At 66.4% G+C, this 20,404-nt stretch carries 19 protein-coding genes; 15 read left to right on the forward strand and 4 right to left on the reverse strand.

Features of this window, described 5'->3' with window-relative positions; genetic code table 11:
• Positions 1 to 88 precede the first annotated feature (88 nt).
• The gene (locus VVD47_RS15390; RefSeq protein ID WP_327604369.1) at positions 89 to 2,164 is read left to right on the forward strand and encodes a protein-disulfide reductase DsbD family protein; all 2,076 of its coding nucleotides are present in this window, start codon (positions 89 to 91) and stop codon (positions 2,162 to 2,164) included.
• On the forward strand, positions 2,161 to 2,775 hold the full coding sequence (locus VVD47_RS15395; protein WP_327604370.1) for a thioredoxin family protein: 615 nt from the start codon (positions 2,161 to 2,163) through the stop codon (positions 2,773 to 2,775). The genes VVD47_RS15390 and VVD47_RS15395 overlap by 4 nt, the downstream gene beginning before the upstream one ends.
• A 71-nt stretch (positions 2,776 to 2,846) precedes the next feature.
• Here the strand turns inward: VVD47_RS15395 and nadA are convergent, their stop codons facing one another.
• Together nadA and VVD47_RS15405 are read right to left on the reverse strand one after the other, a co-directional pair.
• Entirely contained in the window at positions 2,847 to 3,950 is a 1,104-nt protein-coding gene (gene nadA, locus VVD47_RS15400) for a quinolinate synthase NadA (RefSeq protein WP_327604371.1), read from the reverse strand.
• A 91-nt stretch (positions 3,951 to 4,041) separates the two neighbouring features.
• On the reverse strand, positions 4,042 to 4,494 hold the full coding sequence (locus VVD47_RS15405) for a rhodanese-like domain-containing protein (RefSeq protein ID WP_327604372.1): 453 nt from the start codon (positions 4,492 to 4,494) through the stop codon (positions 4,042 to 4,044).
• A 408-nt stretch (positions 4,495 to 4,902) separates the two neighbouring features.
• Here VVD47_RS15405 and glnA point away from each other — a divergent pair, with 408 nt between their 5' ends.
• From glnA to zapD, 9 genes are all read left to right on the forward strand, one after another.
• Entirely contained in the window at positions 4,903 to 6,312 is a 1,410-nt protein-coding gene (gene glnA, locus VVD47_RS15410; RefSeq protein WP_327604373.1) for a type I glutamate--ammonia ligase, read from the forward strand.
• A 165-nt stretch (positions 6,313 to 6,477) separates the two neighbouring features.
• Positions 6,478 to 6,954, forward strand: a complete 477-nt coding sequence (locus VVD47_RS15415; RefSeq protein ID WP_327604374.1) for a DUF4124 domain-containing protein — start codon at positions 6,478 to 6,480, stop codon at positions 6,952 to 6,954.
• Between the two features lie 62 nt (positions 6,955 to 7,016).
• Positions 7,017 to 8,141 carry a nitrogen regulation protein NR(II) gene (gene glnL, locus VVD47_RS15420; RefSeq protein ID WP_327604375.1) on the forward strand — a complete coding sequence of 375 codons (1,125 nt, stop codon included), beginning with the start codon at positions 7,017 to 7,019 and terminating at the stop codon, positions 8,139 to 8,141.
• 47 nt (positions 8,142 to 8,188) lie between these two features.
• Positions 8,189 to 9,613, forward strand: a complete 1,425-nt coding sequence (ntrC, locus tag VVD47_RS15425) for a nitrogen regulation protein NR(I) (RefSeq protein WP_327604376.1) — start codon at positions 8,189 to 8,191, stop codon at positions 9,611 to 9,613.
• Positions 9,614 to 9,700: 87 nt separating this feature from the next.
• Positions 9,701 to 10,492, forward strand: a complete 792-nt coding sequence (locus VVD47_RS15430) for a biotin--[acetyl-CoA-carboxylase] ligase (protein ID WP_327604377.1) — start codon at positions 9,701 to 9,703, stop codon at positions 10,490 to 10,492.
• Positions 10,480 to 11,208 carry a type III pantothenate kinase gene (locus tag VVD47_RS15435; protein ID WP_327604378.1) on the forward strand — a complete coding sequence of 243 codons (729 nt, stop codon included), beginning with the start codon at positions 10,480 to 10,482 and terminating at the stop codon, positions 11,206 to 11,208. The genes VVD47_RS15430 and VVD47_RS15435 overlap by 13 nt, the downstream gene beginning before the upstream one ends.
• On the forward strand, positions 11,205 to 11,963 hold the full coding sequence (locus tag VVD47_RS15440) for an SPOR domain-containing protein (protein WP_327604379.1): 759 nt from the start codon (positions 11,205 to 11,207) through the stop codon (positions 11,961 to 11,963). The genes VVD47_RS15435 and VVD47_RS15440 overlap by 4 nt, the downstream gene beginning before the upstream one ends.
• Complete coding sequence (gene coaE, locus VVD47_RS15445) at positions 11,963 to 12,571, forward strand: dephospho-CoA kinase (protein ID WP_327604380.1); 609 nt, start codon at positions 11,963 to 11,965, stop codon at positions 12,569 to 12,571. Before VVD47_RS15440 ends, coaE begins: the two co-directional genes overlap by 1 nt.
• A 76-nt stretch (positions 12,572 to 12,647) precedes the next feature.
• A complete protein-coding gene (zapD, locus tag VVD47_RS15450; protein WP_327604381.1) occupies positions 12,648 to 13,403 on the forward strand; it encodes a cell division protein ZapD in 756 nt (251 codons plus the stop codon).
• Between the two features lie 3 nt (positions 13,404 to 13,406).
• On the opposite strand, the gene VVD47_RS15455 is transcribed toward zapD, so the two are convergent.
• Positions 13,407 to 13,763, reverse strand: coding sequence for a nucleotide pyrophosphohydrolase (locus VVD47_RS15455; protein WP_327604382.1), 357 nt, complete (start codon positions 13,761 to 13,763; stop codon positions 13,407 to 13,409).
• Positions 13,747 to 14,754, reverse strand: a complete 1,008-nt coding sequence (locus tag VVD47_RS15460; RefSeq protein WP_327604383.1) for an aminoglycoside phosphotransferase family protein — start codon at positions 14,752 to 14,754, stop codon at positions 13,747 to 13,749. Before VVD47_RS15460 ends, VVD47_RS15455 begins: the two co-directional genes overlap by 17 nt.
• Before the next feature lie 118 nt (positions 14,755 to 14,872).
• Between VVD47_RS15460 and VVD47_RS15465 the strand changes: the two genes are divergently transcribed.
• Genes VVD47_RS15465 through VVD47_RS15480 form a run of 4 tightly spaced genes read left to right on the forward strand, consistent with a single transcriptional unit; the run spans position 14,873 to position 20,402 of the window.
• Entirely contained in the window at positions 14,873 to 17,164 is a 2,292-nt protein-coding gene (locus tag VVD47_RS15465; protein WP_327604384.1) for an LPS-assembly protein LptD, read from the forward strand.
• Positions 17,165 to 17,176: 12 nt separating this feature from the next.
• Positions 17,177 to 18,463: a peptidylprolyl isomerase gene (locus VVD47_RS15470; RefSeq protein ID WP_327604385.1), complete on the forward strand. Its 1,287-nt coding sequence runs from the start codon at positions 17,177 to 17,179 to the stop codon at positions 18,461 to 18,463.
• Positions 18,464 to 18,471: 8 nt separating this feature from the next.
• Positions 18,472 to 19,485: a 4-hydroxythreonine-4-phosphate dehydrogenase PdxA gene (pdxA, locus tag VVD47_RS15475; RefSeq protein ID WP_327604386.1), complete on the forward strand. Its 1,014-nt coding sequence runs from the start codon at positions 18,472 to 18,474 to the stop codon at positions 19,483 to 19,485.
• Positions 19,482 to 20,402 carry a patatin-like phospholipase family protein gene (locus VVD47_RS15480; RefSeq protein WP_327604387.1) on the forward strand — a complete coding sequence of 307 codons (921 nt, stop codon included), beginning with the start codon at positions 19,482 to 19,484 and terminating at the stop codon, positions 20,400 to 20,402. Before pdxA ends, VVD47_RS15480 begins: the two co-directional genes overlap by 4 nt.
• The last annotated feature ends 2 nt before the right edge of the window (positions 20,403 to 20,404 follow it).

Below are 20,404 nucleotides of genomic sequence, written 5' to 3' on the forward strand. Positions count from 1 at the left end.
GCCTGTGCGGCCGCGATGGCGAAACTTTGCCATCATCTTGTAGTCTCCGGCTACATCGTCGTGTAGTCGTCCTGCGTCGGGAAAGTGCATGTCCATCCGTCTCTGGCTGTTGGTCTGTTTGCTTGGCCTGACCCGTGCAGCGTGGGCGCAGGATGCGCACGTGCTGCAGACGCCGCATGTGCGTGCCAGCCTCGTCACCTTGCAGCAGGCCGTCGTGCCGGGCCAGCCCCTGCGTGCGGGGCTGCGTATCGAGCATGCGCCCGGCTGGCATACCTACTGGCGCAACCCCGGTGATTCGGGCGAGCCTCCAACGTTGACATGGAATCTGCCCGAGGGGTTCTCGGCGGGCGAGATCGAGTGGCCGGCGCCGCATGCGCTGCCTGTGGGGCCGCTCACCAATTACGGGTATGAGGGCGACCACCTCCTGCCTGTCAGCATCGCGGTGCCTGCCGGCCTGACGGCACCCGGGGTCACGTTGCGACTGGCTGCGACCTGGCTGGTGTGCCAGGTCAAGTGCATTCCGGAAGAGGGCGAATTCGAACTGCGGATGCCCGTTGCGGCACAGGCCGCAGCGGGGCCCTTGCAGCCTTTGTTCGCGGGCGTGGATGCGCGGCGTCCACAGGCCGTTGCCGGCTGGACGCTGTCGGCCAACCGGCATGAAGGCCACGCCCGGCTCGTGGTCCGCACGCCGGGCGAGGCCGGCGTGAGCCAGGCGCAGTACTTCCCCTATGGCGAAGGCTTGGTCGAGGCGTCCGGCCGGCAGGTGCTGCAGGTCGATGCCGCTGGTTTCACGCTGGATGTCCCGCCCGCCGTGCAGCCTGTCGGCCCGCTGGATCGGCTGCACGGCTTGCTGGTTGTCGAGGACGCTGACGGGCGGGCGCGGGTGCTGGAGGTCGATGCATCGGTCGATGCACCGGTCAGCGCGGCACCAGTGGTGTCGCCGGCACCGTCTGGTGGCCTGTGGGGCGCCCTGCTGCTGGCGTTTCTCGGCGGCGCCATCCTGAACCTGATGCCCTGCGTCTTCCCGGTGCTGTCCATCAAGCTCCTCGCACTGGCGAAGGATGAACAGCCCCGGCAGGCGCGCATGCATGCGGCCGCCTACGCGGTGGGCGTGGTGGCGAGCTTCCTGCTGCTGGCATTGTTGCTCATCGGCCTGCGCGCGGCGGGGCATCAACTGGGCTGGGGCTTCCAGCTGCAGTCGCCGGCCTTCGTGGTGGCCCTCGCCATGCTGTTCTTCGTGATGGGCCTGAATCTCTCCGGCGTGTTCGAGTTCGGGCAGGCCGCGTCGGTGGGTGCAGGTAAGCATCAAGGGGCCGCGCAGGCTTTCGGCACCGGCGTGCTGGCGGTGTTTGCCGCCTCGCCCTGCACGGCGCCGTTCATGGGCGCGGCGCTGGGGTATGCGATCGGCCAGTCCGCGTGGCAGGCGCTGTGGGTGTTCGCGTTCCTCGGCCTGGGCATGGCCCTGCCATTCGTCGCACTGGCCTGCTGGTCCCGGGCCCGGCGCTGGTTGCCGAAGCCCGGCGCCTGGATGCAGCGCTTCAAGCAGGCGCTGGCCTTTCCGCTGTATGCCACGACGGTCTGGCTGGCCTGGGTGCTGGGCGAGCAGCGCGGGGCCGGCGCGATGGCCTGGCTGGGCATGGCGCTGGTGCTGGTGGCGTGCGCCGCATGGGCCTGGCGACAACGGCAGGGCGGCGGTGGGCGGGCCTGGCAGTTCGTCAGCGTCGCGGTGCTGGCCTGCACGCTGGCCGTGCTGCTGCAGGCTGCGCGCGACGACGAAGGCGGCGAGCGTGGCGCGACGGCGTCGGCCCGTGGCGCCGCAGACAGCTGGGCGGTCTGGTCGCCGCAAGCGGTGCAGGAACACCTGGCGGCCGGTCGTGGCGTGTTCGTGGATTTCACCGCGGCCTGGTGCGTGACCTGCCAGGTCAACAAACGCCTGGTCCTGCATCGTGAGGACGTCCGTGATGCCTTTGCCCGTGCTGGTTTCGTACCGCTGCGGGCGGACTGGACACGCTATGACCCGGCCATCACGCAGGCCCTCGACGCACTGGGCCGCAAGGGCGTGCCGGTCTATGTTGTACAGAGACCCGGCCAGGCGCCGGTGCTGTTGCCCGAGATACTCACCCCCGACATCGTGCTGGATGCACTCACGGAGACCTCACCATGAAGAATCGTACGAAGGTGGCGATGAAGCCCCTGCTTGTCTGCCTGCTGTTGAGCGCCGTGCCCGCCTGGGCGGTGAGCGTCGGCCAGCCCGCGCCGGATTTCACCCTCAGCAGCACTGACGGCAAGCCGGTGAAGCTGTCGGACTATCGCGGCAAGTACGTGGTGCTCGAATGGAACAACCCGCATTGTCCGTACGTGCAGAAGCACTACGACAGCCAGAACATGCAGAGCCTGCAGAAGACCTACACCGGCAAGGGCGTGGTGTGGCTGGCGGTCAATTCCACCAACACCGTATCCAGCGAATACATCAAGCCGGCGGACCTCGGCAAATGGGCGAAGGACAAGAATGCGGCGATGACCGCGCTGCTGATGGATGGCAAGAGCGAAGTCGCGCGTGCCTACAACTCGCAGAACACGCCGGCGATGTACATCGTGGACCCGCAGGGCAAGGTGGCCTACTACGGCGCGATCGATGATCGCCGCAGCGCCAACCCCGACCATGTGAAGACCTCGAAGAACTACGTCAGCGCGGCGCTGGATGAATCGCTGGCGGGCAAGCCGATCACGGTGGCGACGACGCGTGCCTATGGGTGCTCGATCAAGTACGACTGAGCCCGCCGGGCGAACGCTGCAAACGACGAGGGCCAGCATCTGCTGGCCCTCGTCGTTTGCGCTGCGATGCTTCAGGACACGGCCAGCATGCGCTCCAGCGACAGCCTGGCCAGCGCGGCCTCGTGTTCCGGCACCGTGATGCGGTTGACCACCTTGCCCTCGGCGAGATTCTCCAGCGTCCAGGCGAGATGCTGGGGGTCGATGCGCTGCATGGTGGAGCACATGCACACCATGGGCGCCATGAACTCGACGATCTTGCCTTCGTGCTTCACTTCCTCGGCCAGCCGGCTGACCAGGTTCAGCTCGGTGCCCACCAGCCAGCGCGTGTTCGGCGCAGCATCCTTCACGGTCTTCAGGATGTACTCGGTGGAGCCGACGTAGTCGGATTGCTTGCAGACTTCGAACGCGCTTTCCGGGTGCGAGATGACGATGCCATCCGGATACTTGTTGCGCCACTTGATGATGTGCGAAGGCTGGAACATCTGGTGCACCGAGCAGTGCCCCTTCCATAGCAGCATCTTCGCGCGCTTGATGTCGGCCGGCTCCAGGCCGCCATGCGGCAGGTCCGGGTCCCACACCAGCATGTCTTCCAGCGGAATGCCCTTCTTGTAGCCGCTCCAGCGGCCCAGGTGCTGGTCCGGGAAGAACAGGATCTTCTCGCGCTGCGCGAAGCTCCAGTCGAGGATGGTCGGCGCGTTGCTGGAAGTGCACACGATGCCGCCATGCTCGCCGCAGAACGCCTTCAGGTCTGCCGCGGAGTTGATGTAGGTGACGGGCGTGACGAGCTTGTCGGGATCTTCGCCCAGCACCTCGGCGAGTTCGCGCCAGCTGCGCTCGACCTTCGCGAGGTTGGCCATGTCGGCCATCGAACAACCGGCGGCGAGGTCGGGCAGGATGGAAATCTGCTCGGGCTTCGACAGGATGTCCGCGACTTCCGCCATGAAATGCACGCCGCAGAAGACGATGAATTCGGCGTCGGTCTGCGAGGCCAGCCGCGACAGCTTCAACGAGTCGCCGGTCAGGTCGTGATGCTGATAGACGTCGGCGCGCTGGTAGTGGTGCACCAGCAGCACGACGCGCTTGCCGAGTTTGGCCTTGGCGGCGCGGATGCGCTCGTGGGCCTCCTCGTCGCGAAGCGTGTTGAAGCGGTCAAAACTGATGGTGGCGACTTGCATGACGACTCGATGGCGAAGTGGCGGCCTGGGTGTCGGCCGCTCAGGCCCGCGATTCTACTCCTGAGCGCTACGACGCACCTTGCCTTGGGTCTCAGCTCTGTGCCCACGGCAGCCCGGCGTAGCGCCAGCCGCCCAGCTGGCCGCGATGGCCCTGCGGGTCGCGATCGCCCTCGAAGCCTTCCAGCACGTTGAAGCTGCTGGCGAAGCCGGCGGCACTCGCCGCCACCGCTGCAGCGTGCGAGCGTGCGCCGCTGCGGCAGATGAACAGCACCGGCACTTCCGGCTCGATCTGGCGACGAAGCTCGCCGACGAAATTCGGATTGGGAACGCTGCCGGGCCAGGAGTTCCATTCGATCTCGATTGCGCCGGGAATCCGGCCCACCCAGTCCAGTTCGGCGCGGGTGCGCACATCCACCAGCTTCGCACCGGGCTGCCCCTGCAGCAGGGCATGGGCCTCCGCAGGCCTCACGCAGCCGGCATAGGGAACACGCAACTGAGTGGCGCGCGATCTGGCTTGTTCAAGGATTTCGGACAAGGCGGTCATGGGCGGTGATTCCAGCGTCTGAAGGGATGATTGAGGAATGTAGGGATGGCACCGACGCTGTGCAAGGCACCGGAATTCATGACGGCATGCCTGATGCGAGGCAGGCGACGCAAGCCCAAAACGCACCAAACTGGAGCGTCTTGCGATTGATCGCACCAATGAGGTGCATTCTGTGAGTCGCAACTGTAGGAATTTGCTTATGGCACAATGGGCAGATCGCGGCTTGCTGTGGCATGGTAAGTGCTTCCTCTGCTGCGGTCGCCTGCCGCCGCAGCTTCATCGCAAGACGAAGCCATCGTAGTTCCGGCGCAACGGTTGTCGCATCCCCGCTTCGGTTTTGCTGCAGTCGTACCCCGCGTGCGGCTGCGGACAAGTTTTCGGAAATCTGGCTTAACTCTAGGAGTGATTATGACCCCTCAAGACGTGATCAATCTGGTCAAGGAAAACGACGTCAAGTTCGTCGATTTCCGTTTCACCGACACCCGTGGCAAGGAACAGCACGTCGGTGTGCCCATCAGCGCTTTCGGTGAAGACAAGTTCACCGACGGCCATGCTTTCGACGGTTCGTCGATCGCCGGCTGGAAGGGCATCCAGGCTTCCGACATGCTGCTGATGCCGGATCCGGCCACCGCCTACATTGATCCGTTCTTCGACGAAACCACCGTCGTCATCACCTGCGACGTCGTCGAGCCGTCCGACGGCAAGGGCTACGACCGCGACCCGCGCTCGATCGCCAAGCGTGCCGAGGCCTACCTGAAGAGCACCGGCCTGGGCGACACCGCCTATTTCGGTCCGGAACCCGAATTCTTCATCTTCGACTCCGTGGAGTGGAAGGTGGACATGTCCGGCGCGTACCACAAGATCTTCGCTGAAGAAGCAGCCTGGTCCTCCGGCGAGAAGTTCGAAGGTGGCAACACCGGTCACCGTCCGGGCGTGAAGGGTGGTTACTTCCCGGTTCCCCCGATCGACTCCGCCAACGACATCCGTGCCGCCATGGTGCTGGCACTGGAAGCCATCGGCATTCCGGTCGAAGTGCACCACCACGAAGTGGCGACCGCCGGTCAGAACGAAATCGGCACCAAGTTCAACACGCTGGTGCGTCGCGCCGACTGGACCCAGGTCCTGAAGTACGTCGTGCACAACGTTGCACACCAGTACGGCAAGACCGCCACCTTCATGCCGAAGCCCATCGTCGGCGACAACGGTTCCGGCATGCACGTTCACCAGTCGATCTGGAAGGACGGCAAGAACCTGTTCGCAGGCAACGGCTACGCCGGCATGTCCGAGTTCGCGCTGTACTACATCGGCGGCATCATCAAGCACGCCCGCGCGCTGAACGCCATCACCAACCCGCTGACCAACTCCTACAAGCGTCTGGTCCCGGGCTACGAAGCGCCGGTGAAGCTGGCCTACTCGGCCAAGAACCGTTCGGCCTCGATCCGCATCCCGTTCGTGAACAGCGACAAGGCCCGCCGTATCGAGACCCGCTTCCCGGATCCGGGCGCGAACCCGTACCTGTGCTTCGCCGCCCTGATGATGGCCGGCCTGGACGGCGTGCAGAACAAGATCCACCCGGGCGACCCGGCCGACAAGAACCTGTACGACCTGCCGCCGGAAGAAGACGCGAAGATCCCGACCGTCTGCTCCAGCCTGGAACAGGCTCTGGAGTACCTGGAGAAGGATCACGAGTTCCTGACCCGTGGCGGCGTGTTCTCGGAAGAGATGATCGGTGCCTACATCGACCTGAAGTACGAGGAAGTGCAGCGTTTCCGCATGACCACGCACCCGGTCGAGTTCGACATGTACTACTCGGTCTGATCGCAGGTCGATCACTGCGCCGTGGGGCTTCTGCTCCGCGGTGGCGGGCCGGAAAGGACGGGCCTTGTGCCCGTCCTTTTTCATTCGTCGGCCGGCAGGCCGCGCAGGCTTTGCGTTTCCGGGTGGCGGGCCTACACTCCGAGGATCGGCATCCCAAGGTTGAACATGAACCGATTGCATGTACTGATCCTGCTGGGCCTGTTCATGGCCGGCACTGCGCAGGCGGACATCTACAAATGCACGGACGACGCCGGCCATGTCACCTATACCAACGACAAGCCGGGTCCCGGGCAGAAGAACTGCACGCTGATGTCACGCGAGCAATCGGTCAGCACGGTGACCATGCCCAAGCGCGCACCGGCAGCCAGCACCCCCACGCCGTCGAGCTTCCCGAAGGTGGATGGCGATACCCAGCGTGCCCGCGACAACGACCGTCGCAAGATTCTCGAAACCGAGTTGTCCAACGAAGAGAAGTTGCTGGACGAAGCGAAGAAGGCGCTGGCCGAGCAGGAGTCGATCCGCAACGGCGACGAGAAGAACTACCAGCGCGTGCTCGACCGCCTGCAGCCCTTCAAGGACAAGGTGGCGCTTCACGAGCGCAATACCGAAGCCATCCGCAAGGAAATCGGCAACCTTCGCTAGTGCCCCGCGCGCACCGGGGGCTCGTGCCCCATGATGGCGCGCTTCTTGCTCGAAATGCCCTCATGACCGAGTCGAGCATGCACCCGCATAGCGCCAACGCGCCGGCAGACGTAGCGCCGGCGCAGGCCCCCCAGCCCACTGAGTTTGCACGCGCGACAGCCGGCCTCGAACTGCTGTCGTCGGCCGTGGTGCTGATCGACGCGGCCGGCGCTGTCTGCTACCTGAATCCGTCGGCCGAGAACCTCTTCGCCGTCAGCACCCGCCAGCAGATCGGCCGCCCGCTGTCGGCCATCCTTGGTGACCCGCCGGGCCTGCGCCCCGCGCTCGACAATGCGATGTCCAACAACTGGAGCTACACCGGCCAGAACGTGACGGTCCGTCGCAACAACCAGTCGCAGATCCAGCTCGATTGCACGGTGACGCCGGTGAATGTCGCGCCCGCCCGCCTGTTGCTGGAGTTCCGGCCGATCGATGCGCAGCTGCGCGTTGCACGCGAAGAGCAGTTGGCGCAGCAGCAGCAGGCCAACCGCGAACTGGTGCGCAACCTGGCGCATGAGATCAAGAATCCCCTCGGGGGCATCCGTGGCTCCGCCCAGTTGCTGGAGCGCGAGCTCGACGACCCGCAGTGGCGTGAGTACACCCAGGTCATCATCGCCGAGGCGGACCGCCTGCAGGACCTGATGAACCGGCTGCTGAATTCGCATCGCATGATGCATCCGGCGCCGCTCAACATCCATGATGTGCTGGAGCGGGTGCTGAAGCTCATCCAGGCAGAATTCCCCGACATGCGCATGCGTCGCGATTATGACGTCAGCTTGCCCAAGCTGACGGCCGACCGTGAACAGCTGATCCAGTCAGTGCTGAACATTGCGCGCAATGCCGCGCAGGCCATGGATGGCGACGGCGAAGTCACGCTACGCACGCGTGCCGTGCGGCAGGTGACACTGGCCAAGCGCCGCCACAAGCTGGCACTGGAATTGCAAGTGATCGACAACGGCCCCGGTATCCCCGAGGACATCCGCGACAAGATCTTCTACCCCCTGGTGTCGGGGCGCGAAGGCGGTAGCGGACTGGGCTTGTCGATTGCGCAGAGCTTCATCGAGCAGCATCAAGGCACGATCGACGTCGACAGCGTTCCGGGGCGTACCCGTTTCACCATCCTGCTGCCCATATCGCAGGGTGTCTGAAGCACAATAATGCCAAGTGAATTGGCTGCAACGAACTGGATGACCCCATGAATCCTGTCTGGATTGTCGACGACGATCGCTCCATCCGCTGGGTGCTGGAAAAGGCACTCGCTCGCGAGAACATCGCTTACCGAAGTTTCCAGGCTGCCACCGAGGCGCTGGCCGTTCTCGACTCCGGCGCGCCGGGCCCGCAGGTGCTGATCTCCGATATCCACATGCCGGGCGAGTCCGGACTGGTCCTGCTGCACAAGGCCAAGGAGCGCATGCCGACCCTGCCGGTCATCATCATGACCGCCTACTCAGACCTGGACAGCGCCGTGGCCGCTTTCCAGGGGGGCGCTTTCGAGTACCTGCCGAAGCCTTTCGACGTGGATCAGGCGCTGGACCTGTTGCGGCGTGCGCTCGAGCAGAGCATGCACCGCGCTGGTGCAGAGGAGGCCACCACGGCGGTGCCGGAAATCCTCGGCCAGGCCGGTTCGATGCAAGAGGTCTTCCGCGCCATCGGGCGTCTGTCGCAATCGCATGCCACCGTGCTCATCAACGGCGAGTCCGGCACCGGCAAGGAACTGGTGGCGCGTGCGCTGCATCGCCACAGCCCGCGCCGCGAAGGTCCGTTCATCGCGATCAACACGGCGGCGATTCCGCGCGACCTGCTTGAATCCGAGTTGTTTGGCCACGAGCGTGGCGCGTTCACCGGCGCGACCAACCAGCGTCGCGGCCGTTTCGAACAGGCGGAGGGTGGCACGCTGTTCCTCGACGAGATCGGCGACATGCCGGCCGAATTGCAGACCCGGCTGCTGCGCGTGTTGTCCGACGGGCATTTCTATCGCGTCGGTGGCCACACGCCGGTGAAGGCCAATGTGCGGGTCATCGCGGCCACTCACCAGAACCTGGAGCACCGGGTGCGCGACGGCCTGTTTCGCGAGGACTTGTTCCATCGCCTCAACGTCATCCGCCTGCGCCTGCCTCCGCTGCGCGAGCGTCGTGAGGACATCCCGCTGCTGGCGCGCCACTTCCTGGCCAAGAGTGCGCAGGACCTGGGTGTCGAGCCCAAGCGCCTGTCGGAGGCCGCACTGAAGTTCCTGCAGCAGCAGGACTTTGCGGGCAACGTGCGCCAGCTGGAAAACCTGTGCCATTGGCTGACCGTCATGGCGCCCGGGCAGCTGGTAGATGTGGCGGACCTGCCGTCCGACATGCGCGAGAGTGCACCGGCTGCCGCGGCGGCGCTGGGCGGCGACTGGCTGTCCGCGCTGAATGGCGAGGCTGACCGCCTGCTGACGGCGGATCCTGGTCATGTCTTCGATCGCCTCAACCGCGATTTCGAGAAAGCCCTGATCCTGCGGGCGCTGGCCGCTACCGGCGGACGTCGTGTCGAGGCTGCGCAGTTGCTGGGCATCGGTCGCAACACCATTACCCGCAAGATCCAGGAGCTGGGTATCGATGGTGGCCACGCGGATACCGCGGGCGAGTGAGCGCATGAGCGCTTCGCGCCGCTGAGCCGGCGCGCATGGCGGCGGCTGGCGTAAACTGCGGGTGTTCCCGCCCGTACCCGCCGCCCCGTGACTGTTGCCTTCGACTACGATCAGCTGCGCCTTGCCCTTGGCCCGCTGGCAACGCGCTTCGATGTCGATCATCTCGACGCCTGTGCTTCCACCAATACCGAACTGCTGTCCCGTGCCCAGGCCGGGGCGGGGTCCGGCACGGTCGTCGTGGCGGCTACCCAGAGTGCCGGCCGTGGGCGGCGCGGACGGACCTGGGTCAGTACGCCGGGTGACAGCCTGACCTTCTCCCTGTTGTGGCGTTTCGATGATGCGCGGGCGCTTGCCGGCCTCAGTCTCGGCATCGGCATCGCGATCGCGCGGGCGCTCACCTCTCTGGGTGTCGCTGACGTCTGGCTGAAGTGGCCCAACGACATCTGGCTGGCTGGTCGCAAGCTTGGCGGCGTGCTGGTGGAGAGCTCGCTCACCGGTGAGCGCGCCGCCGTCGTCATCGGCATCGGCCTCAACCTGCGCCGTAGCGCAGCGCTGGACGCTGTCGACCAGCCCGTGGCGGCGCTTGATGATGCGGGGTCTCCGCCATCGCGGGAGGTGCTGCTGGCGGTCTTGCTGTCTCAGCTTGCGCTTGTGCTCGACCTGTTCGAGCGGCACGGCTTCGCGCCGTTCCACGAGGAATGGCAGGACCTGCATGCCTTGCAGGAGCGGCCGGTGCGCCTGGTGGACGACGAGCGCGTGCTGCGCGGTATCTGTCGTGGCGTGGACGAGCACGGCGCCTTGCTGCTCGATACCGAGGCCGGCATGTTGCGCTTGCTGGGCGGAGAACTGAGCCTGCGCGAGGACCCATGTACCTCCTGATCGACGCCGGCAATTCACGGCTCAAGTACGGCTGCCACGACGGCACGCGCTGGCTCGTGCAACAGGCCCAGCCACATGGCGCGCCGCTGTCGCTGCCAACCGGTTTCGCGCCGCAGCGTGTACTGGTGGCCAACGTGGCGGGCGAGGCCGCGGCCGGGCATTTGCGTGACGCCCTGGCCGGCTACGAGATCGACTGGTTGCAGAGCAGCGAACGATGCGCAGGCCTGCAAAATGGCTATGCCCGTCCGGCGCAGCTGGGGGTCGATCGCTGGGCGGCGGCCATCGGCGCCTGGCAAAGGATCGGGGATTCCTGCCTGGTGGTGGGTGCGGGAACTGCAACGACAATCGATGTGATCAGGCGGCAGCAGGACGGCAGCGGGCGCTTCGTGGGCGGCCTGATCCTGCCCGGCCTGGCCATGATGCGGGCGGCACTGTCGCAGGGTACCGCCGACCTGCCGCTGGTCGAGGAGTTGGGTCGCGCCGCGTCGGCCATTCCGGACAACACCGCCGATGCCATCTCGGGTGGTTGCCTGCAGGCCACGCTGGGTGCCATCGAGCGCATGGCTGCCCAGGTGCCCGGTGCGCCGATCGTGCTGCACGGAGGCGCTGCCGCAGCGCTGGGGGGCCACATGCCCGCAGGAACGATGGCCGAGCCGGCGCTCGTGCTGGAAGGTTTGCTGTGCGCCGCCCGCTCGCGGGATAATCCGCCGCGATGAATGCTGTGACGCGCTTCTTCTTCTTTCTGCTGCTGGCTGTCAACCTGGTGATCGGAGGCATGGTCCTGGCGCCGGCCTTCGGGCTCGATCTGTTCGGTGCAAAAGGAGGCGAGTCCGAGCGCCTGCGGAACCAGCTGCATCCGGACAAGATCCGGGTGGAGAATCCGCCGGCCGTTGCCCAGGGCGCGGCTCCCGCTCCCGTCCCCACTGAGCCTGCTTTGGCGCAAGCGCCCCAGGCATCCGTTTCCGAGCCGGCCGTGGAGCCCGCCAGTGCGCCCGCTGTCGTCAACGCGAATTCGGCGGCGCTGTGCCTGCAATACACCGGCATGACTTCGACGCAGGCGCAGGGCGTGTTGCAGGCTGCCCGTGGCGTGACAGCCTTGCGGGTCAGGACCAGTGGCGGTGCGCCGGGCGCGTGGTGGGTCCACCTGCCGCCGCAAGGCGATGCGGCGGCGGCCGAGCGGCGCGCCGCAGAGCTGCGCGCGGCCGGCGTGCAGGAGCTGTTTGTCGTACAGGACGTCGGCCCGACCCAGAATGCCATCTCCCTGGGCTTGTTCCGTACGGAGGAGGCCGCCAAGCGCCAGGTCGACGCGCTGGGCAAGCGCGGCGTACAGGGCGTGCGCGTCACCGCGCGGGAAGGCCCCGGCGCGGCTCAGGTGGAGCTGAGCGGTCCGCCGGACGTGGTCGAGCGCTTTGTCCGCGATGCCGCGGCACGCCTGAAGGGCGCCGCCCGCAGCGATTGCGCGAGCGCCTGATGCCGGCGCTGCCCGTTGTCGGCCTCACCGGCGGCATCGGCAGCGGCAAGAGCGCTGCCGCCGACCGCTTTGCCGAACTGGGCATCACGGTGGTGGACACTGACCGCGTCGCCCACGGACTGACTGCTGTCAACGGCGCGGCCATGCCGGCGATCCGGGCAAGCTTCGGTGACGGGGTGCTGGGGTCAGACGGTGCGCTCGATCGCGCCGCGATGCGCCGCCTGGTGTTTGCCGACCCCGCACAGCGCTTGCGCCTGCAGGCCATCCTGCATCCGCTGATCCGCAGTGCCGCCGAGGCCGAGCTGTCGGTGGCGGGCGGCTCTTACGCGCTTCTCGTCGTGCCCTTGTTGGTCGATTCCGGCCCGCACTATCGCGAGCGTTGCGCCCGGATCGTCGTCGTCGATTGTCCTGAAGCGGTGCAGATCGCAAGGGTGATGCAGCGCAGCGGGTTGTCGGAGACTGAGGTCCGCGCCATCATGGACAGCCAGGCCAGTCGCGCCGAGAGGCTCGCCATTGCTGACGATGTCATTGACAACGGTGGCGATTTTGTTACCTTGCGGGCACAGGTGGATACATTGCACGCCGCATATGTCAAGACTTGGGGCTGAGCCCTGTCATCACGCATGCTATGATCGCCAGAAGACCATTTATCCAGAAAATCAATAGCACTATGGTCGGTACGCGGTGATCACCTACGAGTATCCCTTCAACGAGCGTATCCGTACGCTGCTGCGCCTTGAAGACCTTTTCGACAAGGTGCTGCATTTCTCGTTGTCGGATGGTGCGTACGAGCACCACACCGCGTTGCTCACTCTTTTCGAAGTCCTCGACGTTGCCGGCCGTGCCGACCTGAAGGTCGATCTGGTGCAGGAGCTGGAACGTCAACGCCAGATCCTCTGCGCCTTCCGCGACAACCCCCAGATTTCCGAGGAAGCCCTGTCCGGGGCGCTGTACGAAATCGAGAACGCTTCGGCGGCCTTGCTGGCGATGTCGGGCAAGATCGGCCAGTACCTGCGCGAGAGCGAATGGCTGATGAGCATCCGTTCGCGCTCGGCGATCCCGGGCGGCGTCTGCGAGTTCGACCTGCCGTCCTATCACCACTGGCTGAACAACGATGCGGAGACGCGTCGCCGCGCCTTGCAGGGCTGGGTGGCGCCGATGCTGCCGATCCGCGACGGCATCGTCATCGTGCTGCGCCTGCTGCGTGCCAGCGGCCGGCCGGAGGAGCAGGTGGCACGCCGCGGGGCCTTCCAGATGATGATGGGCGGTCGTTCGGCGCAGATGGTGCGGGTGCGCATTGCGCGCGGCGAGCCCTGGGTGCCCGAGATCAGCGCCAACAAGTACGCCTTCAACATCCGCTTCGTGGCGCCTGACGTCGCCGCCCGCGCTCGCCAGGCGGACAGCGACATCGCCTTCGAACTGACCTTCTGCAACCTGTAAAGGTTACGGCCCGGCCGTGCCTCGCGGGTACTTGGGAGGGTATTTCAGCGCGTTCAGCGCCATCTTGTCGCGCACCGCGGCATCCACGTCCACCCCCAGTACCATCGCCAGCCGCATCAGGTAGAGCAGCACGTCGGCGATCTCCTGCCGCACGTGTTCGGCCTCGCTGCCCCGCATGATGGCGGCGGACTCGGCTTCGGTCTTCCACTGGAAAATCTCGGCCAGTTCGCCGAGCTCGCCGGTCAGCGCCAGCAGCAGGTTGCGAGGGCTGTGATGAACGTCCCAGTCACGCTCGCGCGAGAATTCCGCGAGCGCGGCTTCCAGCGCGGAGGTGTCGATCAGCCTAGAAGCTGTAGCCACTTTGCGTCTCCTGTGGATCGAGGCGTTCCAGCAGTCGGGCGAGCGGGCGCAGTTCGTCGTAGCGCTGGCAGGTCCTGCGCAGATATTTCATCACCAGCGGCATGTCCTTGAGGTAGCCATCCTTGCCGTCGCGGTGATACAGCCGCGCGAAGATGCCCAGGACCTTGATGTGGCGCTGGGCGCCCATGAACTCGTAGTCACGGTGGAAGTCGGCGAAGCTCTCGCGCACCGGCAGGCCGATGGCGCGGGCGGCATCCCAGTAGCGCGCCAGCAGGTCCAGCGTGAAGTCTTCTTCCCACTCGATGTAGGCGTCCTTCAGCAGGGAGGCGAGGTCGTAGGTGAGCGGGCCGTAGACCGCGTCCTGGAAGTCCAGCACGCCGGGGTTGGGCGAGGTCAGCATCAGGTTGCGGGAGTGGTAGTCCCGGTGCACGAAGACTTTCGGCTCGGCCAGGTTCACCGCGAGGATGCGTTCGAACACGTCGTAGAGCTGGGTGGTCTCGGTGTCGCTCAGCGTCACCGCCTTGTGGCGGCCGACGTACCACACCGGGAAGAGCTCCAGTTCGCGCAGCAACAGGGCGTGATCGTAGTCGGGCAGCACGCCGGGCCGGCTGGCGCGCTGGATCGTGGCCAGCGTGCCCAGGGCTTCGGCGTACAGCGGGGCCGCGCTGGCGGGGTCGGCCGGGCTCAGTTGCGACAGGTAAGTGCTGCCGCCGAGATCGGACAATTCCAGGAAGCCTTGGCCCAGATCCTGCGCATGCACGACCGGGACATGGGCGCCCGCGGCACCGAACAGTTCCGCGACCTGGATGAACGGACGGCAGTCTTCGTGTTCCGGCGGCGCGTCCATGATGATGCGCGTGCTGCCGTCGTCGGCGAAGCGGACGCGGAAGTAGCGGCGGAAGCTTGCATCGGCCGAAGCGGGGGAGATGTCGTGCAGGCGGCCCGGGTGGCGGGTGGCCACCCAGTTGCGCAGAAGGGAGAGGCGATCCACGGTCGGTTCCGGCCCCGGCCGGGCTGGCCGGCAGAGCTTCATGTAAAATCGCGCATCCTATCAAAACCCTGCCCGCGGTCTGTTGTCCGACGAGGCAAGTTTTCATCCACCACCGTTCATGCCAAAGGCCCGACCGTTCCGCCAGGCCCTGCAACCGCTTGCCCTCAGCCCCGTCTCGCTGGCCGTGCTGACCGCACTGAGTACTCCGGCACGTGCCGAGCCGGTGCTGCATGTGGATCCGCGCCTGTTGCTCGTTGCCCAGGCCGCGCCCGCTGCCGTGCAAGCCCCCGGTGCCAAGCCGCCGACCGTGCTCGAGGCGGATGTCATAGAAGGCCGCAACGAAGTCGAGGTGAAGGCGCGCGGCAAGGTGCGGATGGAGCGCGGCAATGTGCAGCTCGACGCCGACAACCTGAAGCTCGACCAGGTCACCAACGACGCGCAGGCCGAAGGGCAGGTGGAGCTGCGTCGCGAAGGCAACCTGATCCGCGGCCCGCGGGCGAAGCTGAACCTGGACACCTTCGAAGGCAGCTTCGAGACCCCTTCCTACATCGTGAAGCCGCCTGCTCGGCGGGGCATGCCGGATGACGTGGTCGGCTCGGGTGAGGCAGAAGAGCTGCGCTTCGAGGGGCACAACCACTACCGGCTGTTCAACGCCACTTATTCAACCTGTCCCGCGCCCACGCCGGACTGGTACCTGCGCATGCCGAACCTCGGCCTGGATTTCGACCGCGATCTGGGCGAGGGCTACAACGGCACCCTGGTGTTCAAGGGGGTGCCGATCGCCTACCTGCCGTGGGCCGAATTCCCGCTGTCGGGCGGACGCCAGAGCGGCTTCCTGCCGCCTACGCTGGGGACGTCGACCAATACCGGCGTCGATGTCAGCGTGCCGTATTACTTCAACCTCGCGCCCAACTACGACGCCACCTTTGCGCCGCGCTGGATGGGGCGTCGTGGCCTGCAGTTGAATGGCGAGTTCCGCTACATCACGCCGAGCATCAGCAACGGGCGCCTGCAGGCGGAATGGATGCCGCGGGACGACCTGACCCAGGAGTCGCGTTCGCTGGCGTCGTGGTCGCATACGCAGGATTTCGGGCGGGGTTGGTCCGGCTTCGTGAATGCTTCCGAAGTATCGGACCTGGACTACTTCGCCGACCTGTCGACGCGGATCGCGCTGACCTCGCTGTCCTCGCTGAACCAGCAGGTCGGACTCAACTACAACAGCGGCACCTGGCTGAGCGCCGGGGTCAATGTGCAGCGCTTCCAGGTCATTACGGGCGCGACGCCCTACAGCCGCCTGCCGCAGGTCACGGCGCGCGTCCTGCAGCCGGACGTGGGGGGCTTCAGCTTCCTGATGCCGGCCGACTTCACCAGTTTCCGCCATCCGACCGATGACGAAGGCACGCGCAGCGTGGTGTATCCGCAGCTGTCCCTGCCGCTGGAGCAGCCGGGGTACTTCGTGGTGCCCAAGGTCGGCGCGCACCTGTCCTACTACAACGTGGACCGTCGCAGCACCAGCAGCGCCACGACCACCGCCATATCGCGGACCGTGCCGATGGCCAGCGTGGATGCCGGCCTGCGCTTCGAGCGTGATACGACCTGGGGGCAGACGGATTACATCCAGACGCTGGAACCCCGGCTCTACTACCTGCGCACCGCCTATCGCGACCAGTCCGACATTCCGGTCTTCGACACCGCGCGTGCCGACTACAACTTCGCGCAGCTCTACGCCGACAACGTGTACTCCGGCTACGACCGCATCGCCGACGCCAACCAGCTGACGGTGGGGGTGGCCTCACGTTTCGTCGAATCGGCCACCGGCATCGAGTGGCTGCGCCTGAACCTGGGCCAGCGTTTCTATTTCGAGGACCAGCGCGTAACCCTGCCGGGCGAGGTTCCGCGCGAGGGGGCCGTGGCCGACTGGCTGGCAGGTGTGACCGGGCGGATCCACCCGAAGTTCTACGTCGACACCCTGCTGCAGTACGACCCGCGCGAAGACCAGAGCGAGCGCGCCACGTTCGCCATGCGCTACCAGCCTGGCCATGCCCAGGCTCTCGCCGTGTCGTGGCGCTACAAGCGTGACGAGTTCCGTGACCTGGACATCGCCGGGCAATGGCCGATCCTGGGTGGCTGGTACGGGGTGGCGCGCTACAACCGCAGCCTGCGTGATCACCGCGTCAACGAAGGCCTCGTCGGGCTGGAATACAAGGCCGACTGCTGGGTGTTCCGCACCGTGTATCACAAGATCATCAACACCAAGCAGGAATACAACAGCGCGATCTTCCTGCAGATCGAATTCACCGGACTCGCCGCCATCGGGTCCAACCCTGTCGAACTCCTGCGTCGTAGCGTCAGTGGCTACGGCAAGATCAACGATACGTCCGTCCAGGACCCCGTCTTCGGCGCGCGTTAAGGTACGTCATCCATGCAATTCCCCGCACGACTGCTTTCCTTCCTCTTCCTCATGCTGCCGTTGTGGGCGCAGGCTGCCGCGCTGGACCGCATCGTCGCGGTGGTCAACAACGAAGTCATCACCGAGCTGGAACTCAACGGTCGGGTGGCGACTGTCACCGGCCAGCTGCGCCGCCAGGGCACGCCGCTGCCGCCGCAATCGCAGCTGCAACGCCAGGTGCTGGAGCGCATGATCACCGAGCGCCTGCAATTGCAGACCGCCCGTGACCAGGGGATCCGCGTCGACGACAGCGAGCTGGATCGCGCCGTGCAGCGCATCGCCGACAACAACAAGCTGAGCCTTGCGGACATGCGCAAGGCGGTGCAGAGCGAAGGCGTCGCCTGGAACACCTTCCGCGAGGAAATCCGTTCCGAGATCATCGTGACCCGCCTGCGTGAACGCGAGGTCGACAGCCGCGTCACCGTCAGCGACAGCGAAGTGGAGTCCTTCCTGGCGGCCGATGCGGCCGCGGGCCCGGGGCGCGAGTATCTGGTGTCCCACATCCTGCTGCGCGCACCCGAGGGCGCACGGCCGGAACAATGGGCACAACTGCAGCGACGCGCCGCGGATATTTCGCGCCTCGCCAAACAGGGTGAAGACTTCGCCAAGCTCGCTGCCTCGTTCTCCGAGGCCCAGGACGCGATGCAGGGCGGTGCTTTCGACTGGCGTCCGCTGGAACGGCTGCCGGCCTTGTTCGCCGACGTGGTCGTGCGCATGCAGCCGGGCCAGGTCAGTGACCCCTTGCGCAGTGCGGCCGGCATCCATTTCGTGAAGCTGGTCAACGTGCGCCAGGCCACCGCGAAGGCCGAGCAGATCCAGCAGACCCACGCGCGCCACATCCTGCTGCGTACCGCCGATGGTCTGAACGACGCCGAAGCACGTCGTCGCCTGACCGAACTGCGCGAGCGCGTCGTCAACGGCGGTGACTTCGCCGAACTCGCCCGCAACTTCTCCAGCGACATCACCTCGACCAAGGGCGGTGATCTTGGCTGGCTGTCGCCGGGCGACACCGTGCCGGATTTCGAGCGGGCGATGGACGCGCTGCGCCCCAATGAAATGAGCCCGCCGGTGCAATCACCGTTCGGCTGGCATCTCATCCAGGTGCTGGAGCGACGCACTATCGACGTGACCGACGACCGCCGCCGCGCACGCGCACGCAACGCCCTGCGCGAACGCAAGGCCGAGGAAGTGTACGAAGACTGGCTGCGTCAGTTGCGTGATCGCTCCTACGTCGAACTGCGCCTGGACCAACCGTCCTGACGACCCCCATGAGCGGCCTGCCCGTCATCGCGGTCACCAGTGGAGAGCCCGCCGGCATCGGGCCGGAGCTGTGCGCTGCGCTGGCCACCCGCGACTGGCCGGCGCGCCTGGTCGTGCTGGGCGACGCGGAGCTGCTGGCCGAACGCGCGGCCGCCACCGGCCGCCACGTCGTGTATCGGCCCTACAAGCCCGACAATGCGCCCATGCTAGGTGCGCTGGAAGTACTGCACCTGCCGCTGGCCCGGGCCGCGCAGGCCGGCCGGCTGGACGTCGCCAATGCCGCCTACGTGCTGGCCCTGCTTGACCGCGCCTGTGACGGCTGCAGCGCTGGCGAGTTTGCGGCGATGGTGACCGCGCCGGTGCAGAAGAGCGTGATCAATGACGCCGGGATTGCCTTCAGCGGCCACACCGAGTATCTCGCCGAGCGTACCGGCACGCCGCAGGTCGTCATGATGCTCGCCGGCGAACACGGGCCGGCCGGGGACCGCAGCTGGCTGCGGGTCGCGCTGGCCAGCACCCACCTTCCGTTGCAGCAGGTCAGCGATGCGCTGACGGCGGCATCGCTGGAGCGCACCCTGCGCATCCTGAATGCCGACCTGCGCGACAAGTTCGCTATCGACTCGCCGCGCATCCTCGTCGCCGGCCTCAACCCGCATGCGGGTGAGAGCGGCCACATGGGGCACGAGGAGATCGATGTCATCGAGCCGCTGCTGGAGCGCCTGCGTGGCGAGGGCATGCAGCTCATCGGACCACTGCCGGCTGACACCCTGTTCGTGCCGAAGCAATTGCAGCGTGGCGATGCCGTGCTGGCGATGTACCACGACCAGGGTCTGCCGGTACTGAAATACGCGACCTTCGGCGGCGGCGTGAACATCACGCTGGGCCTGCCCATCCTGCGCAGCTCGGTGGATCACGGTACGGCGCTGGACCTCGCCGGCAGCGGGCGTGCCGATGCGGGCAGCCTGTTTGCCGCGGTCGACTGCGCGTTGGCCATGACTGCTGCGCGCGGGGTGCAGGCATGAAGCGTCGCGACCTGCTGGGCGCTGGCCTGGCCAGTGCCATGCTCGCGGCCTGTGCCAGCAACAAGCCTTTCGAGACCGCTCCGACACCTGTCGCGGTGACGCCCCCGCCCGCACCGGTCGCCGTCATTCCGCCGCGCAAGCCGCGCATCGGCTTCGCCCTGGGGGGCGGGGCGGCGCGCGGCTTCGCGCATGTCGGCGTCATCAAGGCGCTGGAGACACAAGGGATCGTGCCGGACGTGGTGGTGGGCACCAGCGTCGGCAGTGTGGTCGGCGCGCTGTACGCAGCGGGGGGTGACGCCTTCGCGCTGCAGAAGCTCGCCTTCCAGATGGAAGAGAGCGCGCTCACCGACTGGAGCGTGTTCGATCGCGGCTTCATCAAGGGCGAGGCGCTGGAGCGCTTCATCAACCAGCAGGTCGGCAACCGGCCGATCGAGCAGTTGAAGCGCCGCTTCGGCGCCGTGGCGACGGATCTGGGGCGTGGCGAGATGACCGTTTTCGCCACCGGCAATGTCGGCCAGGCCGTGCGGGCTTCCTCGGCGATCCCGGGGGTGTTCGGCGCGGTGACGATCCGCGAACGCGAGTACGTCGACGGTGGCCTGGTCAGTCCGATCCCGGTGCGTGCCGCGCGACAGATGGGGGCGGACATCGTCATCGCCGTGGACATCTCCTCGCAGGCGTCCGGGCGTCGTCAGCAGGGCAATCTCGATCTGATGATCGACACCATCGCGATCATGGGCCGCACCATCGCCAACTACGAGCTGAAGGAAGCGGACGCCGTGGTGCGTCCGGACATCGTCGGCCTGCCGGTGAGCAATTTCCAGCAGCGGCATGAGGCCATCCTTCGTGGCGAGCAGGCGGCCTATGTGGCGTTGCCGCGCATCCGCGAGCGCATCGCGGCTTTCGGCAAACAGGGGTAGCG

This window comes from Uliginosibacterium sp. H1 (assembly GCF_036017065.1).
Taxonomy (GTDB): Bacteria; Pseudomonadota; Gammaproteobacteria; order Burkholderiales; family Rhodocyclaceae; genus Uliginosibacterium.

Excerpts from the sequence above, each read along its gene's own strand:
- VVD47_RS15390 (WP_327604369.1), top strand. The coding sequence starts at position 89 with ATGTCCATCCGTCTCTGGCTGTTGGTCTGTTTGCTTGGCCTGACCCGT.
- VVD47_RS15395 (WP_327604370.1), top strand. The coding sequence starts at position 2,161 with ATGAAGAATCGTACGAAGGTGGCGATGAAGCCCCTGCTTGTCTGCCTG.
- nadA (WP_327604371.1), bottom strand. The coding sequence starts at position 3,950 with ATGCAAGTCGCCACCATCAGTTTTGACCGCTTCAACACGCTTCGCGAC.
- VVD47_RS15405 (WP_327604372.1), bottom strand. The coding sequence starts at position 4,494 with ATGACCGCCTTGTCCGAAATCCTTGAACAAGCCAGATCGCGCGCCACT.
- glnA (WP_327604373.1), top strand. The coding sequence starts at position 4,903 with ATGACCCCTCAAGACGTGATCAATCTGGTCAAGGAAAACGACGTCAAG.
- VVD47_RS15415 (WP_327604374.1), top strand. The coding sequence starts at position 6,478 with ATGAACCGATTGCATGTACTGATCCTGCTGGGCCTGTTCATGGCCGGC.
- glnL (WP_327604375.1), top strand. The coding sequence starts at position 7,017 with ATGACCGAGTCGAGCATGCACCCGCATAGCGCCAACGCGCCGGCAGAC.
- ntrC (WP_327604376.1), top strand. The coding sequence starts at position 8,189 with ATGAATCCTGTCTGGATTGTCGACGACGATCGCTCCATCCGCTGGGTG.
- VVD47_RS15435 (WP_327604378.1), top strand. The coding sequence starts at position 10,480 with ATGTACCTCCTGATCGACGCCGGCAATTCACGGCTCAAGTACGGCTGC.
- VVD47_RS15440 (WP_327604379.1), top strand. The coding sequence starts at position 11,205 with ATGAATGCTGTGACGCGCTTCTTCTTCTTTCTGCTGCTGGCTGTCAAC.
- coaE (WP_327604380.1), top strand. The coding sequence starts at position 11,963 with ATGCCGGCGCTGCCCGTTGTCGGCCTCACCGGCGGCATCGGCAGCGGC.
- VVD47_RS15465 (WP_327604384.1), top strand. The coding sequence starts at position 14,873 with ATGCCAAAGGCCCGACCGTTCCGCCAGGCCCTGCAACCGCTTGCCCTC.
- VVD47_RS15470 (WP_327604385.1), top strand. The coding sequence starts at position 17,177 with ATGCAATTCCCCGCACGACTGCTTTCCTTCCTCTTCCTCATGCTGCCG.
- pdxA (WP_327604386.1), top strand. The coding sequence starts at position 18,472 with ATGAGCGGCCTGCCCGTCATCGCGGTCACCAGTGGAGAGCCCGCCGGC.
- VVD47_RS15480 (WP_327604387.1), top strand. The coding sequence starts at position 19,482 with ATGAAGCGTCGCGACCTGCTGGGCGCTGGCCTGGCCAGTGCCATGCTC.